16 protein-coding genes are annotated in these 14,380 nt (G+C 72.9%); 6 read left to right on the top strand and 10 right to left on the bottom strand.

Translation table 11 applies throughout. From position 1 onward, the window contains the following. On the bottom strand, positions 1-181 hold a 181-nt coding region (locus P0Y31_RS18525; protein ID WP_275870515.1), incomplete at its 3' end, for an NAD(P)-binding domain-containing protein. Between the two features lie 114 nt (positions 182-295). Between P0Y31_RS18525 and P0Y31_RS18520 the strand changes: the two genes are divergently transcribed. Next, complete coding sequence (locus tag P0Y31_RS18520; protein ID WP_275872144.1) at positions 296-1,627, top strand: UDP-glucose/GDP-mannose dehydrogenase family protein; 1,332 nt, start codon at positions 296-298, stop codon at positions 1,625-1,627. 45 nt (positions 1,628-1,672) lie between these two features. Further along, positions 1,673-2,128: a CoA-binding protein gene (locus tag P0Y31_RS18515; RefSeq protein WP_275872142.1), complete on the top strand. Its 456-nt coding sequence runs from the start codon at positions 1,673-1,675 to the stop codon at positions 2,126-2,128. Between the two features lie 6 nt (positions 2,129-2,134). Here the strand turns inward: P0Y31_RS18515 and purE are convergent, their stop codons facing one another. Then, entirely contained in the window at positions 2,135-2,668 is a 534-nt protein-coding gene (gene purE / locus P0Y31_RS18510; RefSeq protein WP_275872140.1) for a 5-(carboxyamino)imidazole ribonucleotide mutase, read from the bottom strand. Then, positions 2,665-3,876, bottom strand: a complete 1,212-nt coding sequence (locus tag P0Y31_RS18505) for a 5-(carboxyamino)imidazole ribonucleotide synthase (protein WP_275872139.1) — start codon at positions 3,874-3,876, stop codon at positions 2,665-2,667. The genes purE and P0Y31_RS18505 overlap by 4 nt, the downstream gene beginning before the upstream one ends. Before the next feature lie 82 nt (positions 3,877-3,958). On the opposite strand from P0Y31_RS18505, the gene P0Y31_RS18500 reads away from it, so the two are divergent. Further along, positions 3,959-4,471 (top strand): GtrA family protein, encoded by a 513-nt coding sequence (locus tag P0Y31_RS18500; protein ID WP_275872137.1) that lies wholly within the window; start codon positions 3,959-3,961, stop codon positions 4,469-4,471. A 38-nt stretch (positions 4,472-4,509) separates the two neighbouring features. Here P0Y31_RS18500 and P0Y31_RS18495 read toward each other — a convergent pair whose 3' ends face one another. The 5 genes from P0Y31_RS18495 to P0Y31_RS18475 form a co-directional block, all read right to left on the bottom strand. Beyond that, positions 4,510-5,553, bottom strand: a complete 1,044-nt coding sequence (locus P0Y31_RS18495; RefSeq protein ID WP_275872135.1) for a HAMP domain-containing sensor histidine kinase — start codon at positions 5,551-5,553, stop codon at positions 4,510-4,512. 9 nt (positions 5,554-5,562) lie between these two features. Next, the gene (locus tag P0Y31_RS18490) at positions 5,563-6,240 is read right to left on the bottom strand and encodes a response regulator transcription factor (protein ID WP_275809960.1); all 678 of its coding nucleotides are present in this window, start codon (positions 6,238-6,240) and stop codon (positions 5,563-5,565) included. 29 nt (positions 6,241-6,269) lie between these two features. Then, positions 6,270-7,067, bottom strand: coding sequence for an enoyl-CoA hydratase-related protein (locus tag P0Y31_RS18485; protein WP_275872133.1), 798 nt, complete (start codon positions 7,065-7,067; stop codon positions 6,270-6,272). A 29-nt stretch (positions 7,068-7,096) separates the two neighbouring features. Next, on the bottom strand, positions 7,097-8,191 hold the full coding sequence (locus tag P0Y31_RS18480) for an adenylate/guanylate cyclase domain-containing protein (protein ID WP_275872131.1): 1,095 nt from the start codon (positions 8,189-8,191) through the stop codon (positions 7,097-7,099). A 113-nt stretch (positions 8,192-8,304) separates the two neighbouring features. Beyond that, positions 8,305-9,090: a biotin--[acetyl-CoA-carboxylase] ligase gene (locus P0Y31_RS18475; protein WP_275872129.1), complete on the bottom strand. Its 786-nt coding sequence runs from the start codon at positions 9,088-9,090 to the stop codon at positions 8,305-8,307. 23 nt (positions 9,091-9,113) lie between these two features. Between P0Y31_RS18475 and P0Y31_RS18470 the strand changes: the two genes are divergently transcribed. Further along, the gene (locus tag P0Y31_RS18470; protein WP_275872127.1) at positions 9,114-10,745 is read left to right on the top strand and encodes an acyl-CoA carboxylase subunit beta; all 1,632 of its coding nucleotides are present in this window, start codon (positions 9,114-9,116) and stop codon (positions 10,743-10,745) included. Continuing rightward, entirely contained in the window at positions 10,742-10,996 is a 255-nt protein-coding gene (locus P0Y31_RS18465) for an acyl-CoA carboxylase epsilon subunit (RefSeq protein WP_275872125.1), read from the top strand. Before P0Y31_RS18470 ends, P0Y31_RS18465 begins: the two co-directional genes overlap by 4 nt. Before the next feature lie 56 nt (positions 10,997-11,052). Here P0Y31_RS18465 and P0Y31_RS18460 read toward each other — a convergent pair whose 3' ends face one another. Together P0Y31_RS18460 and P0Y31_RS18455 are read right to left on the bottom strand one after the other, a co-directional pair. Then, entirely contained in the window at positions 11,053-11,928 is an 876-nt protein-coding gene (locus tag P0Y31_RS18460) for a CoA transferase (protein WP_275872123.1), read from the bottom strand. Beyond that, positions 11,925-12,602: an MOSC domain-containing protein gene (locus P0Y31_RS18455; protein ID WP_275872121.1), complete on the bottom strand. Its 678-nt coding sequence runs from the start codon at positions 12,600-12,602 to the stop codon at positions 11,925-11,927. Before P0Y31_RS18455 ends, P0Y31_RS18460 begins: the two co-directional genes overlap by 4 nt. Positions 12,603-12,675: 73 nt before the next feature. On the opposite strand from P0Y31_RS18455, the gene P0Y31_RS18450 reads away from it, so the two are divergent. Continuing rightward, positions 12,676-14,376, top strand: coding sequence for a DUF885 domain-containing protein (locus P0Y31_RS18450; protein ID WP_275872119.1), 1,701 nt, complete (start codon positions 12,676-12,678; stop codon positions 14,374-14,376). Positions 14,377-14,380 lie beyond the last annotated feature (4 nt).

Raw genomic sequence — 14,380 nt, 5'->3', positions numbered from 1 at the left:
CGGTGACCTCCTGCAGGTACTCCCCCAGGTGCGCCTCCCCCGGGAACGGCTCGGTCCCCGCATTGACCAGCTCCACCACCGACGCGTTCACGTCAGCACCGAACACCTCGTGCCCGGACCTGGCGAATTGCACCGCCAACGGCAGGCCGATCTTGCCCAGGCCCACAACCGTGATCTTCACAGGGGTTCCTTCACTCTCGGGGGGGTTACCGGCGTCGATCCTAGAGCCTGCGCCGCCGCCGGCCCCATTCCGGTGCGGAGGATGCACGGGGGTCGCGCACGTTAATGTCGCCGTGTGAACCTCGCGATCTCTGTCATCGGCACCGGCTACCTGGGCGCGGTGCACGCGGCGTGCATGGCCGACCTGGGGCACACCGTGGTCGGGGTCGACAGCGACCCGGCCAAGGTGGAGGCGCTCAACGCGGGTCGGGCGCCGTTGTTCGAGCCGGGCCTGGACGAGCTGCTCGGGCGGGTGCTGCCGACCGGGCGGTTGCGGTTCACCACCGACATCGCCGAGGTCGCCGACGCATCCGTTCACTTCGTGTGCGTGGGGACCCCGCAGATGGTCGGGGAGAACGCGGCGGACACCACCTTCGTGTATGCCGCGGTGGACGCGTTGGCGCCGCACGTCAAGGACGGTGCGCTGGTGGTGGGCAAGTCGACGGTGCCGGTGGGCACGGCGAAGAAGCTGCGCAAGAAGCTGGCCGCGCGGGTCCGCGAGGGGGTGGAGGCGCGGCTGGCGTGGAACCCCGAGTTCCTGCGGGAGGGCTTCGCGATCGAGGACACGGTGGCCCCGGACCGGTTCGTCTACGGGGTGCACCGCGAGAGCGCCGAGGCGGACGTGGCGCTGCTGGACCAGGTGTATGCCGCGCCGCTGGCGAACGGGACGCCGCGGCTGGTGATGGACTACGCCACCGCCGAGCTGGTCAAGGTGGCCGCGAACGCGTTCCTGGCCACCAAGATCTCGTTCATCAACGCCATGTCGGAGGTGTGCGAGGCCGCCGGCGGTGACGTGGTGGCCCTGGCCGAGGCGATCGGGCACGACGACCGGATCGGGCGCAAGTTCCTCGGCGCCGGCGTCGGGTTCGGCGGGGGCTGCCTGCCCAAGGACATCCGGGCGTTCATGGCCCGGGCCGGTGAGCTCGGGGCCGACCAGGCGCTGACGTTCCTGCGGGAGGTGGACCAGATCAACCTGCGCCGCCGGGCCCGGATGGTCGACCTCGCCCGCGCCGAGTGCGGCGGCACCCTGGTCGGCAAGCGGGTCGCGGTGCTCGGGGCGGCGTTCAAGCCCAACAGCGACGACGTGCGCGACTCCCCGGCCCTGGACATCGCCCAGGCCGCCCGCGCCGCAGGTGGGCGGGTCACCGTGCACGACCCCAAGGCCATCCCCAACGCGCAGCGCACCCGCCCCGACCTCGACTACGCGCACACCGTCGAGGAGGCCTGCAAGGGCGCCGACGTGGTGCTCCACCTCACCGAGTGGCAGGAGTACCGCGACCTCGACCCGGCCGCCCTGAAGACCGTGGTCGCGACCCCGGCCATCATCGACGGCCGCAACGCCCTCGACGCCGACGCCTGGCGCGCCGCGGGCTGGACCTACCGCGCCCTCGGCCGACCGCACGCCTGACGGCAGCGGACTTGCGTCCCTCAGCGCCGGTGTGAGGATGAGGGGATGACGCTGAAGCACCAGAACGACCCGCACCTGATCCGCCAGCTCATGGAGGATCCGGGCATCTGGGTGGTGGTCGGCCTGTCCACGAACCAGCGGCGGGCGGCATACGACGTGGCACGGTGGCTGAAGCACGAGCTCGGCAAGGGCATCATCCCCGTGCACCCCAGGGCGGAGACCGTCCACGGCGAGCAGGGCTACGCGTCGCTGGCCGAAATCCCAGACGGCACGGACATCAAGGTGGTCGACTGCTTCGTCAACTCCGAGCACGTCGGCGCCGTCGTCGACGACGCGATCGAGCACAAGGACCGGCTCCTCATCGACGCCATCTGGATGCAGCAGGGGGTCATCGACGAGGACGCCGCCGAGCGGGCCCGGCAGGCAGGGTTGGGCGTCGTGATGGACACCTGCCCCAAGACGGAGCACCCGCGGGTCCGCCACGAGGGCATGATGCGCTAGTCGCGCTCAGCGCGAGCGGCGCTCCCGCAGCGCCGCACCCTTCGCGTGCGCCTGGTCGCGCAGGGCCGCCTGGAAGGCGGTCATCGCCTCCCTCAGGCGCTCGGCCTGCGCACCGTCGCCCGCGGCGAGGATGCGGGCGGCGAGCAGCCCGGCGTTGCGGGCCCCGCCGATCGAGACCGTCGCCACGGGCACCCCCGCCGGCATCTGGACGATCGAAAGCAGGCTGTCCATGCCGTCGAGGTGCGCCAGCGGCACGGGGACGCCGATAACCGGCAGGGGCGTGACCGAGGCCAGCATGCCCGGCAGGTGGGCCGCTCCCCCGGCCCCGGCGATGAGCACCCGAAGCCCGCGGTCGGCCGCGTTCTGCCCGTAGGCGATCATCTCCTCGGGCATGCGGTGCGCCGAGACCACGTCCGCCTCGAACGGGATGTCGAACTCCGCGAGGGCGGTGGCCGCGTGCTCCATCACGGGCCAGTCGCTGTCGCTGCCCATCACGAGGCCGACGAGGGGCTGTCGCGTGGCGGCAGGCTGCACACTCATTCCGTGATCACTCCCGAGAGGTAGTCGGCGGCGTGGCCGGCCCGCTCGCGCAGGTCGTCGAGGTCGGCGCCGCTCACGTTGACGTGGCCGATCTTGCGGCCGGGTCGCACGCCCTTGCCGTAGAGGTGGACCTTGAGCCCCGGGTCGCGAGCCATGATGTGCCGGTACGCCGGGTACAGCTGGGGGTACTCCCCGCCCAGCACGTTGGCCATCACCGTGAACGGCTCCCGCGGCGCAGGCGTCCCGAGCGGCAGGTCGAGCACCGCGCGCAGGTGCTGCTCGAACTGCCCGGTCACCGCCCCGTCCATGCTCCAGTGCCCACTGTTGTGGGGGCGCATCGCCAGCTCGTTGACGACGTATGCCGGGGAGCCCGTCTCGGGGTCCCTCACCTCGAACATCTCGACGGCGAAGACACCGGTGACGCCGAGGTTCTCGGCGATGCGCAGACCCGCCTCGGTGGCCACCGCGGCCAGGTGCGGGTCGAGGTCGGGGGCCGGGGCCAGCACCTGGGTGCAGATGCCGTCGGTCTGCACGGTCTCGACCACCGGCCACGCGGCCGCCTGGTCGGAGGGGCTGCGCGCCACCAGCACGGCGAGCTCGCGGACGAAGTCGACCTTCTCCTCGAGCAGCAGCCCGTCGGCGAGCGGCCCGCTGCCGGCCTCGGCGTCGCGCACGGCGTCTGCCAGCCAGTCGCCGAGGTCGTCGACCGAGGAGACCACCCGCACACCCTTGCCGTCGTAGCCGCCGCGCGGCGTCTTGGCCACCAGCGGCCAGCCCACCTGGGCGGCGAACTCCTCGACCTCGGCGGCCGTGCGCGCCTGGGCCCACGCCGGGCAGGCGACGTCGATCTCGGTGAGGCGGTGGCGCATGGCCAGCTTGTCCTGCGCGAAGAGCAGCGCAGCAGGGCTGGGGTGCATCACGACGCCGTCCGCCTCGAGGGCGGCGAGCACCTCCGGCGGGACGTGCTCGTGGTCGAAGGTCACCACGTCGCACTCCCGCGCAAAGGCCCGCACAGCCTCGACCTCCCGGTGGTCGCCCACCGGCGAGGAGGGCACGACCTGCGCGGCGGCGGCGTCAGGGGCTTCGGCCAGCACGCTGAGCGTGATGGCGAGCTCGGCCGCCGGCGCCGCGCACATCCGCGCGAGCTGGCCGCCGCCGATGATGCCGACCACGGGGAACCCGCCGGGTGCACGCTGGGGGGAGGTCACGAGCGCGAGGATATCGGGGGCCACGACCGACGGGCGCGGCGCCTGCGCTCGTTCGCACGGCGTGGGCGGCTAGGCTCGCTGGGTGCGTGCACCCATTGCCCGGCTGGTCGACCACCTGCGCGGAACGATCCACATCCTCGTCCGCGAGGTCATCAAGTTCGGCCTGGTGGGCGCGGTGGCGTTCGTCGTCGACATCGGCCTGTTCAACCTGCTGCGCTTCGTCGGCGGCGAGGGCCCGCTCTACGACCGGCCGCTGACCGCCAAGGTCATCTCCGTCTCGGCGGCCACGCTGGTGGCCTGGCTGGGCAACCGCTACTGGACCTTCCGGCACCGGCGCCGCGCGGCGGCCGCCCACGAGCTGGCCCTCTTCGTGGTGTTCAACGTGGCGGGAATGGTCATCGCGCTGATCTGCCTCGGGTTCTCGCACTACGTGCTCGACCTGCGCTCACCGCTGGCCGACAACGTCAGCGCCAACGGCGTGGGCCTGGTGCTCGGCACACTGTTCCGCTTCTGGGCCTACCGCACCTTCGTCTTCTCCAAGGAGGAGATCCTGGAGGACACCTCGCCCCTGGCGGGGCACCCCGCCGAGCGCTGACCGCCGAGGCGGTCGAGCCGCTCAGGCGGTCGAGCAACTCAGGCGGTCGCGCCGATGAGCGCACCCTCGTCGGACTCGGAGAGGAACAGCGCGAAGATCGCCGGCTGGGCCTGGATCAGCTCGAGCCGGCCACCGTTGGACTCGGCGAGGTCGCGCGCGAGGGCGAGGCCGAGCCCGGTGCCGCCGGAGGAGACCGAGCGCTCGAAGATGTGCGGGGCGATCGTCGCGGGCACCCCGTCGCCCTGGTCGCTGACCTCGACGACCACGGAGGGGCCGCTGCGGCGGGCGTGCACGTCGACGGTGCCGCGGCCGTGGGCGAGCGAGTTCTCGAGCAGGGTCGAGAGCACCTGCGAGAGGGCGACGGGCGTGGCGTGGACGACCAGGCCGCGCTCCCCGTGCACCCGCACGCTGCGGCGGGCCTGCTCGAAGGCGGGCTGCCACTCCCGCTGCAGTGCGGCGATGACCGAGTCCAGCGACACGGTCGCCCTGCGCTCGTCGCCGCCGCGGCGGGTGCGGGCCATGAGGTCGTCGACCACGCGGGTCAGCCGCTCCACCTGGGCGATCGCGATGTTGGCCTCCTCCTGCACGACGTCGAGGTCGTCGGTGGCGGCGATCTCCTCGAGGCGCATGAGCAGGGCGGTCAGCGGCGTGCGCAGCTGGTGGGAGGCGTCGGCGGCGAAGTCGCGCTCGGCCGCCAGCGACCGGGTGAGCCGCTGCGCGCTGCGCGAGAGCACCTCGGAGACCTGGTCGAGCTCGGCGATGCCGGAGTGCAGCGGCTGGATGCGCGACTCCCCCGCCCCGAGCCGCTCGGCCCGCTCGGCGAGCAGGGTCATGGGGCGCGAGAGCCGGCGTGCCTGGCGCGTGGCCACGAGCACCCCGGCCGCGAGGGCCAGCACCGACAGGGCCAGCACGACGCCCATGAGGAGCACCGAGGTGCTGGTCGGCGTGCCCCGGTCGGCCCAGTCGCTCAGCGAGGAGGGGTCACGCGCCAGCCACCAGGTCGCCACGAAGACCGGCGCGCCGATGATGAGGATGGCCAGCGCGACGGCCAGCACCGTGGAGCGGATCAGCTGCTGGCGCATGAGGTGTGGTCAGGCCCCGTCGCCGCGCTCGAAGCGGAACCCCACGCCACGCACCGTGGCGATGTACCGCGGCTGGGCGGCGTCGTCGCCGAGCTTTCGCCTCAGCACCGAGATGTGCATGTCGAGGGTCTTCGTGGAGCCGAACCACGCCGTCTCCCAGATCTCGCGCATGAGCTGTTCGCGGGAGACCACCTTGCCCTGCTCGCGCACGAGCACCCGCAGGAGGTCGAACTCCTTGGCGGTCAGCTGCAGCTCCTCGTCCTTGAACCAGGCGCGCCGGCCCTCGGGGTCGATGCGCACGAGCTCGTTGGTCGGGGCGGCGTCGGCCGGGTTGCGCCGCAGCAGCGCCCGCACCCGGGCCAGCAGCTCGGCGAGCCGGAAGGGCTTCGTGACGTAGTCGTCGGCGCCGGCGTCGAGGCCCACCACGGTGTCGACCTCGTCGGCGCGGGCGGTGAGGATGAGCACGGGCACCGAGCGGCCCTCGGCGCGGATCCGGCGGCACACCTCGAGGCCGTCGACGTAGGGCAGCCCGAGGTCGAGCACGACGAGGTCGGGGTTCTCGGTGGCCGCGTCGAGCGCCGCGCGGCCGTCGGCTCGCACGTCGACGTCGTAGCCCTCGCGCCGCAGCGCGCGGGCCAGTGGCTCGGAGATGGCGGGGTCGTCCTCGGCCAGGAGCACTCGGGTCATGGGCTGATCGTAGGGAACCGCAGGCAAGTTCAGCGACCTGGCCACATCGGTCGGCGTTTCTCCGCGAAGGCGGCCACTCCCTCGGCCCGGTCACCGGAGAACGCGGTGGCTGCCCAGCACTCGTCCTCGATGTCGAGCCCGGCGGCCAGATCGGTGTCGAAACCGAGCCGCATGGCCTTCTTGGCGTTGCGGACGCCCACCGGCGAGTGGGAGGCGATGGTGCCCGCCAGCTCGAGGGCGCGCTCGCGCGCGGAGCCGGCGGGCACGACCTCGTCGACCACTCCGAGGTCACGGGCCTCGGCGGCGGTGAGCCGGCGGGCCGTGAAGACCATCGAGGCCGCCTTCGACCAGCCGACCCGGCGGGTGAGCAGCTGGGTGCCGCCCCCGCCGGGGATCACCCCGACGCTCACCTCGGGCAGCCCGACCGTGGCCCCCTCCCCCGCGACGACCAGGTCGCAGGAGAGCGCGATCTCGAAGCCGCCGCCGAGCGCGAAGCCGTCCACCGCGGCGACGACCGGCACCGGCAGGTCCAGCACGCCCCGGTATGCCGCCCGCGCCAGCGGGCGCTGCGCCCGCAGCTCGTCGTCGGTGAAGGAGTTGCGCTCCTTCAGGTCGGCCCCCACGCAGAAGGCGCGCTCGTGCGTGCTGCTGACGACCACCGCCCGCACCGTCTCGTCCTCGGCGAGCTCGCCGGTCGCGGCGGCCAGGGCGCGGGCCATGTCGGTGGAGACGGCGTTCATCGCCTCCGGCCGGTCGAGCACGAGCTCGGCGACGTGGCCGCCCTCGCCATGCCTCTCGAGGCGCACCAGGGGGCGGGCCCCGCTCACGCCTGCACCGCTCGTCCTGCTCGGATCACTCACGGGTGGACCTCTCTCTGGGTGGTGCGGCGTTCCCCTCGGGCACGCCGGAGCTCGCTGGGCACGACCTGGCCGATGCCCCGCAGGGTGCGGGGGCGCAGCGCCGTCATCTCGAACCCGGACAGGCTGGCCAGCGACGCGGCGAGGGCGTCGTCGACGAGGACGGTGCGCGGCGGCGCGACCGCCGTCAGGCGGCTGGCCCGGTTGACGGTGGTGCCGAAGACGTCGCCCAGGCGCGAGATCACGCTGCCGTAGGACATGCCCACGCGGACGTCGGGGAGCAGCTCGTCCTCGGTCATGGTGTCCACCAGGTCGAGCGCGATGGCGGCAGCCGAGGCGGGCCGGACCGTGACGAAGAGGATCTCGTCGCCCACGGTCTTGATGACCCGTCCGCCGTGGGCGGTCACGATGTCGGTGGCGAGCGCCTCGAACCGCTGCACCATCACCGCGAGCTGGCGTTCGGTCATCCGGCGCACGAGGGCGGTGAAGTTCACGAGGTCGGCGAACCCCACGGCGCGCGTGACGCCCTCACCGGCCTGGTCGGGATCGGCGTCGGCGAGCATGCGGGCGATCGCCGCGGCGAGGTGGCGGCGCCAGGCGTAGACCAGCAGCGGCTCGAGGTCGTCGGCCATCTCGGCCAGCTTGACCGCTGCAGACTGGGCTGCGTCGCTGTCCGGCACCGCCCGGGCGTCGGCCTCGTCGAGCGCCGCCTCGAGCTCCGGGGCGGCGAGCGCCTCGGCCATGAGCTGGGTCTGCCACACCGCGAGCCGGTCGGTGGTGCGGGCGAACGCGCGGGTCATCGCCAGTGCGGTCTGCTCGTCCAGCTGCTGCTCGCGCACGAGCCGGGCCACGGACTTCAGGGCCATGAGGTCGGCCTCGGTGAACGCGGCGTCCTCGTCCTGCACGATCGGGAAGCCCAAGGCGTGCCAGAACTTGCGGGCGCTCAGGAGCGAGACCTGCGCGCCGCGGCTGACGTCGCGGCGACCCATCGTCGCGGGGCGGCCGAGCAGGCGGGCCTCGATGTCGTCGGGGTCCGTCAGGGCCGTGGGCTCCTCGCCCGGGCGCACCAGCCGGTGGCGACCGGTCCTGCGCACCGCCGAACACCTCCTCGTGCCGAGCTCGCCAAAGCTGACCTGCGGTGCCGATCATGCCGTGTCAGCGCCTGCCGTGCCCGGTGGGGGCCCGGCGCGCCCCCACCCGATCCGCCTCAGGCGCCCCGGCCGCGCGCCTCCCGGACGTGCACCACGTCACCGGCCGCCACGGCATACTCGCCGCTCTCCCCGTGGACCACCAGCCGGCCCTCGTCGTCCACCCCGGTGGCCGGCACCCGCGAGGTGGTGCCGGTGTTGAGGTCGACCACCATGCCGATGGTGCGGCAGGCGGAGCGGTAGGCCGCACGCGCGGCCTCCAGTGCCGGCCCGCCGACCATGAGGTCGCCGTGGAGCACTGCGAGGTGGCGCAGGCACGCGACCACCAGGTCCTCCCGGCGCACGTCCGACGCGCCGCACAGCGCGAGCGAGGTCGCGTTCTCGACCGGCAGCTCGTCGCGGGACTGGCTGACGTTGACGCCGAAGCCGACGACCACCCCCGCCGGGTGCACCTCGCACAGCACCCCGCACACCTTGCGCCAGCCGTCCTCCTCGACGAGCACGTCGTTGGGCCACTTCACCCCGGCGTGCACGCCGGCGACGTCGTGGACGGCACGGGCGACGGCCAGCCCGGTGACGAGGGGCACCCAGCCGATGCCGTGCTGCGGTGCGGGGAGCAGCACCGAGACGGCGATCGAGGTGCCCGCCGGAGCCTCCCACGAGCGGCCGAGCCGGCCCCGGCCCGCGCTCTGGTGGTCGGCCACCACCACGCGCCACGGCTGGGCGAGCTCTGCAGCGGCTGCGTTGGTCGAGCCCAGCTCGGCGTGGACGTCGAGGCCGCGCCAGGGCGCCCCCGGCGTGACCAACGCCTCGTGCAATGCCTCACTGTCGAGCGGTTCGCGCATAGGGGCAAGGCTAGGCTCCCGCCATGGCCCAGAGCACCGAATCCCTCGTCACCGGGGGCACCGAGGTTCCTTCCGACATCGACGTCCACACCACGGCCGGCAAACTGGCCGACCTCAAGCGCCGGGTGGCCGAGGTCGCCCACGCCGGGTCCGAGCGAGCCGTCGAGAAGCAGCACGCCCGCGGCAAGAAGACCGCGCGCGAGCGGATCGAGCTGCTGCTCGACGAGGGCTCCTTCATCGAGATGGACAAGTACGCGCGGCACCGGTCGAACGCCTTCGGCCAGGACAAGCACCGGCCCTACGGCGACGGCGTGGTCACGGGCTACGGCACCGTCGAGGGCCGCACCGTGGCCGTGTTCGCCCAGGACTTCACGGTCTTCGGCGGGTCCCTCGGCGAGGTGTTCGGCGAGAAGATCGTCAAGGTCATGGACTTCGCCATGAAGATCGGGTGCCCGGTCATCGGCCTGAACGACTCCGGTGGCGCCCGCATCCAGGAGGGCGTCGTCTCGCTCGGCCTCTACGGCGAGATCTTCCGGCGCAACGTGCACGCCTCGGGTGTCATCCCCCAGATCTCGCTCATCATGGGCCCCTGTGCCGGCGGCGCGGTCTACTCCCCCGCCGTCACCGACTTCACCGTGATGGTCGACCAGACCTCGCACATGTTCATCACCGGCCCCGACGTCATCAAGACCGTCACCGGTGAGGTCGTCTCCTTCGAGGACCTCGGCGGCGCCCGGGCGCACAACACCAAGTCCGGTGTGGCGCACTACATGGGCAGCGACGAGGAGGACGCGATCGAGTACGTGAAGGCGCTGCTGTCCTACCTGCCGTCGAACAACCTCGAGGAGCCGCCGGCCTACGAGGTCGAGAACGACCTGGCCGTCACCGACGAGGACCGCGAGCTCGACACGCTCATCCCCGACTCGCCGAACCAGCCCTACGACATGCACACCGTCATCGAGCACGTGCTCGACGACGGTGAGTTCCTCGAGGTGCAGCCGATGTTCGCGCCCAACATCATCTGCGGTCTCGGCCGCGTCGAAGGCCGCTCGGTGGGTGTCGTCGCCAACCAGCCGATGCAGTTCGCCGGCACGCTCGACATCGACGCCTCCGAGAAGGCGGCCCGCTTCGTTCGCACCTGCGACGCGTTCAACGTCCCCGTGCTGACCTTCGTCGACGTGCCCGGCTTCCTGCCCGGCACCGACCAGGAGTGGGACGGCATCATCCGCCGCGGGGCCAAGCTCATCTACGCCTACGCCGAGGCCACCGTCCCGCTGGTCACGGTCATCACGCGCAAGGCCTACGGCGGCGCCTACGACGTCATGGGGTCCAAGCACCTCGGCGCCGACATCAACCTCGCCTGGCCGACCGCCCAGATCGCCGTCATGGGCGCCCAGGGCGCGGTCAACATCCTCTACCGCAAGCAGCTGGCCGAGGCCGCCGAACGGGGCGAGAACGTCGACGAGGCCCGCCAGCGCTTCATCACCGAGTACGAGGACACCCTCGCCAACCCGTACGTCGCTGCCGAGCGCGGCTACATCGACACCGTCATCACGCCCTCCAACACGCGGATGAACGTCACCAGGGCGCTGCGGGCGCTGCGCAACAAGCGCGAGACGCTGCCGCCGAAGAAGCATGGGAACATCCCGCTGTGAGCGGTGACGAGGACCAGGACCCGACGGCGGAGGCGTCGGCCGAGGAGCGGCGTCCGGCCCTGCGGGTCGTGCGCGGTGACGCCACGCCCGAGGAGCTCGCCGCCCTCGTCGCCGTGCTCTCCGCTGCCTCCGGTGGCGACGAGCCCGAACCGCCGAGGCCGCCCTCGCGGTGGACCTCGCGTCCACACGGTCCTCGGGGCCCGCTGCACCCGGGGCCGGGCGCCTGGCGCGCCTCCGCGTTCCCCCGCTGAACCGCCCCCCTGCCGACGGCCTGACCGCTGGCTACGACACTGATCCGGATCTGCGATCAGTGTCGTAGGGACGGCGCGGTGCCCCGCACCTCGGCCAGCGGGAGGTCGTGCTCGCGGCCCCAGGCCTCCCACTCCGCAGCGGTGCGTGTCGCGAAGACCGGGGCGAGCTCCTCGCCGGTGGGCGGCACGCCGAGCAGGTCGGTGAGCCGCGCGAGGAAGTGCGGTTCGATGCAGGCGACGGCCACGTGACCCTGCCGGGCGGCATACAGCCGGTAGGCCGGGTGACCCCCACCCAGCACCGCACCGGGAGCCGTGAGGCCGTGACGCAGTGGTGCGGCCATCGCCTCCGCGGCGTCGGAGAGGGCCACCTCGCGACGGACGCCCTCCCCACTCGTGGTTCGCGCGAGCAGCGCCGCGGCCGCCTCGGTGGCGGCGCGCTCGGCGCCGGTCAGGTCGGCGGCGAGCAGCACCGGCATCCGCGGCTCCTCCTCGGGACCCACGGTGCCCAGCAGCCCCAGGGCCGCCTGGTAGGTCAGGTCGTGACCGGGCCAGTCGTCGTCGGGCGACGGGTGCCCCACGACCGCCACCTGGCAGAGCCGGGGATGCCTGGCGTGCAGGGACTCCCAGCCGAGGTCGAGCCGCTCGAGTGCCGAGGCGCGGCTCGAGGTGAGCAGCAGGTCAGCGCCCGATAGCAGGTCCTCGAGCCGGGCGCGGTGCGCAGGGTCCTTGAGGTCGAGCCGCACCACCTGCTGCCCCGCCGAGAGCTCGGCGTACCAGCGCGGCGAGGCCGCCTCGAGCGGGTCGCCGCCGGGTGGCTCGACCTTCACGACCTCCGCCCCGAGCCCGGCGAGCCGGGCGGCGGCTGCCGGCCCGGGCACGTTCACCGCGGTCGAGACGACCCGAACGCCCTGGAGCGGGCCGCCTCCGGTCACCCTGCCTGCCTGTCGCGGGTGCGCCGGTCATAGGTGGCCTGCAGGTCGGCGTGGTCCACCGGGTTCAGCACCCTCGCCGCCAGCACGCGCTCGGCGGCGTCGAGGTCACCGGTGAAGGCGCGGAAGGCCACCCTCACGTCGATGTCGTGGTCGGGCCGCGAGAGCACCTCCACCGCGTCGCCGCAGCGCACCGTGCCGGGCTGCACGACGGACAGGTAGGCGCCGGTGTTGCCGACCTCGGTGAACCGCTTGACCCAGCCCTTCTCGCCCATGCGCGCAGCGAAGGTGCTGCACGGGATGCGGGGCCCGGCGACCTCGAGCACGACCTGGTCGCCGACGCGCCAGCGCTCCCCCACCAGTGCCGCGTCGACCTCGAGACCGACCGTGGTGAGGTTCTCGCCGAACATCCCGTCCGGCAGGTCGCGGCCCAGGCGCTCCTGCCAGGCGTCGAGCTCCTCCCGGGCGTACGCGTAGACCGCCTGGTGGTCGCCGCCGTGGTGGCGCGGGTCGCCGATGAAGTCGCCGACGACGCCGCTGCCGAGGCCGCCCTTCTTGGGACCGGGCGCCCGCACCTCCACGGCGTCGACCGGCCGTTTGCCGATGCCGGTGGGGATCGACTGCTTGACCGGGTTGGGCTCCGAGCGGCCGACGTTGAGCGAGTGGATGCGCGCCATGGGCGGCAGCGTATGCCGTGGGGGCCCGGGTATTCGGTGGGACGTGCGGGGAGCGTGGGGTACGTTCGCCCGCGTGACCACAGACGCACCCCAGACCGCACGGCCCGAGTCCGACGTCGACCGCATCGCCGACCGCTTCCTCGAGGAGTTCGTGGCGCTGAGCCCCATCACGGCCACCTACCTCGGCATCGCCGGCCACGACGAGGACCTCGACGACTTCTCACCCGAGGGCCACGAGGCCCACGCCGAGCTGCGCCGCCGGACCCTGGCCGAGCTCGACGACGTGACCCCGGTGGACGACATCGACAAGGTGACCGTCGCGGCCATGCGCGAGCGCCTCGGCCTCGCCGAGGAGACCCACCAAGCGGGCCTGGACGAGATGGCGCTCAACGTCATCGCCTCGCCGCTGCAGGAGATCCGCGGCACCTTCGACCTGATGCCGACCGCCACCGACGAGGACTGGGGCGTCATCGCCCGCCGCCTGGCCAAGGTGCCGACCGCTCTCGACCAGTGGGTGGTGAGCCTGACCTCGGCCGCGGCCAAGGGCAACATCGCACCGAAGCGCCAGGTCGAGGCCTGCGTCAAGCAGTGCGCGGACCTGACCGCCGACGACGGCTACTTCGCCAAGCTCCTCGCCGGCGCCAAGGCCGGCGACGCCGACCTCACCGACTCGGTGCGCGCCGACCTCGAGGCCTCGGTGACGGCCGCGTCCGACGCCTACCGCGCGCTCGGCGACCGGCTCCGCGACGAGCTGCTCGACCAGGCCCCGGAGTCCGACGCCTGTGGTCGCGAGCGCTACCAGCTGCTCTCGCGCGCCTTCCTCGGCGCTGTGGTCGACCTCGAGGAGACCTACCGGTGGGGCCAGGAGGAGCTCGCCCGCATCACCGCCGAGATGGAGGAGGTCGCCGAGCGGATCAAGCCCGGGGCCACCGTCAAGGAGGCCATCGCCGCGCTCGACGCGGACGCGGCCTACCAGCTGCACGGCACCGACGAGCTCAAGGCGTGGATGCAGACCAAGGCCGACGAGGCCATCGCCAACCTCGCCGGCACCCACTTCGACATCCCAGACCCGGTGCGCACCATCGAGTGCCACATCGCCCCGACCCAGACCGGCGGCATCTACTACACCGGGCCCAGCGAGGACTTCTCGCGTCCGGGCCGCATGTGGTGGTCGGTGCCGAAGGGCGTCACCGAGTTCGGCACCTGGCGCGAGCTGACGACCGTCTACCACGAGGGCGTGCCGGGCCACCACCTCCAGGTCGCCCAGACGGTGTTCCGCTCCGAGCTGCTCAACCGCTGGCGCCGCATGTTCGCCTGGACGTCGGGCCACGGCGAGGGCTGGGCGCTCTACGCCGAGCGGCTCATGGCCGACCTCGGCTACATGGACGACCCGGGCAACCGGATGGGCCTGCTCGACGGCCAGTCGCTGCGGGCGGCCCGCGTGGTGCTCGACATCGGCTTCCACTGCGGCTTCGAGGCGCCGGAGGAGGTCGGCGGCGGCGAGTGGACCTATGACAAGGCGTGGCAGTTCCTCACCGCCCACGCCAACATGGACGAGGCGTTCCTGCGCTTCGAGCTCGACCGCTACCTCGGCTGGCCCGGCCAGGCGCCGGCCTACAAGATCGGCGAACGGCTCTGGATGGAGCTGCGCGACGAGGTGCAGCGCCGCGAGGGTGACGACTTCGACATCAAGGCCTTCCACCGCCGCTCGCTCGACGTCGGCGGGGTCGGCCTCGACACCCTGCGCGAGGCCGTCCTCGGCACTCTCGACTGAGGTC

The sequence above is a fragment of the Knoellia sp. 3-2P3 genome (assembly GCF_029223115.1).
Classification (GTDB): Bacteria; Actinomycetota; Actinomycetes; order Actinomycetales; family Dermatophilaceae; genus Pedococcus_A.
Note: the sequence above shows the minus strand (reverse complement) of the source record. Positions and strands in the feature narration are given on the sequence as shown.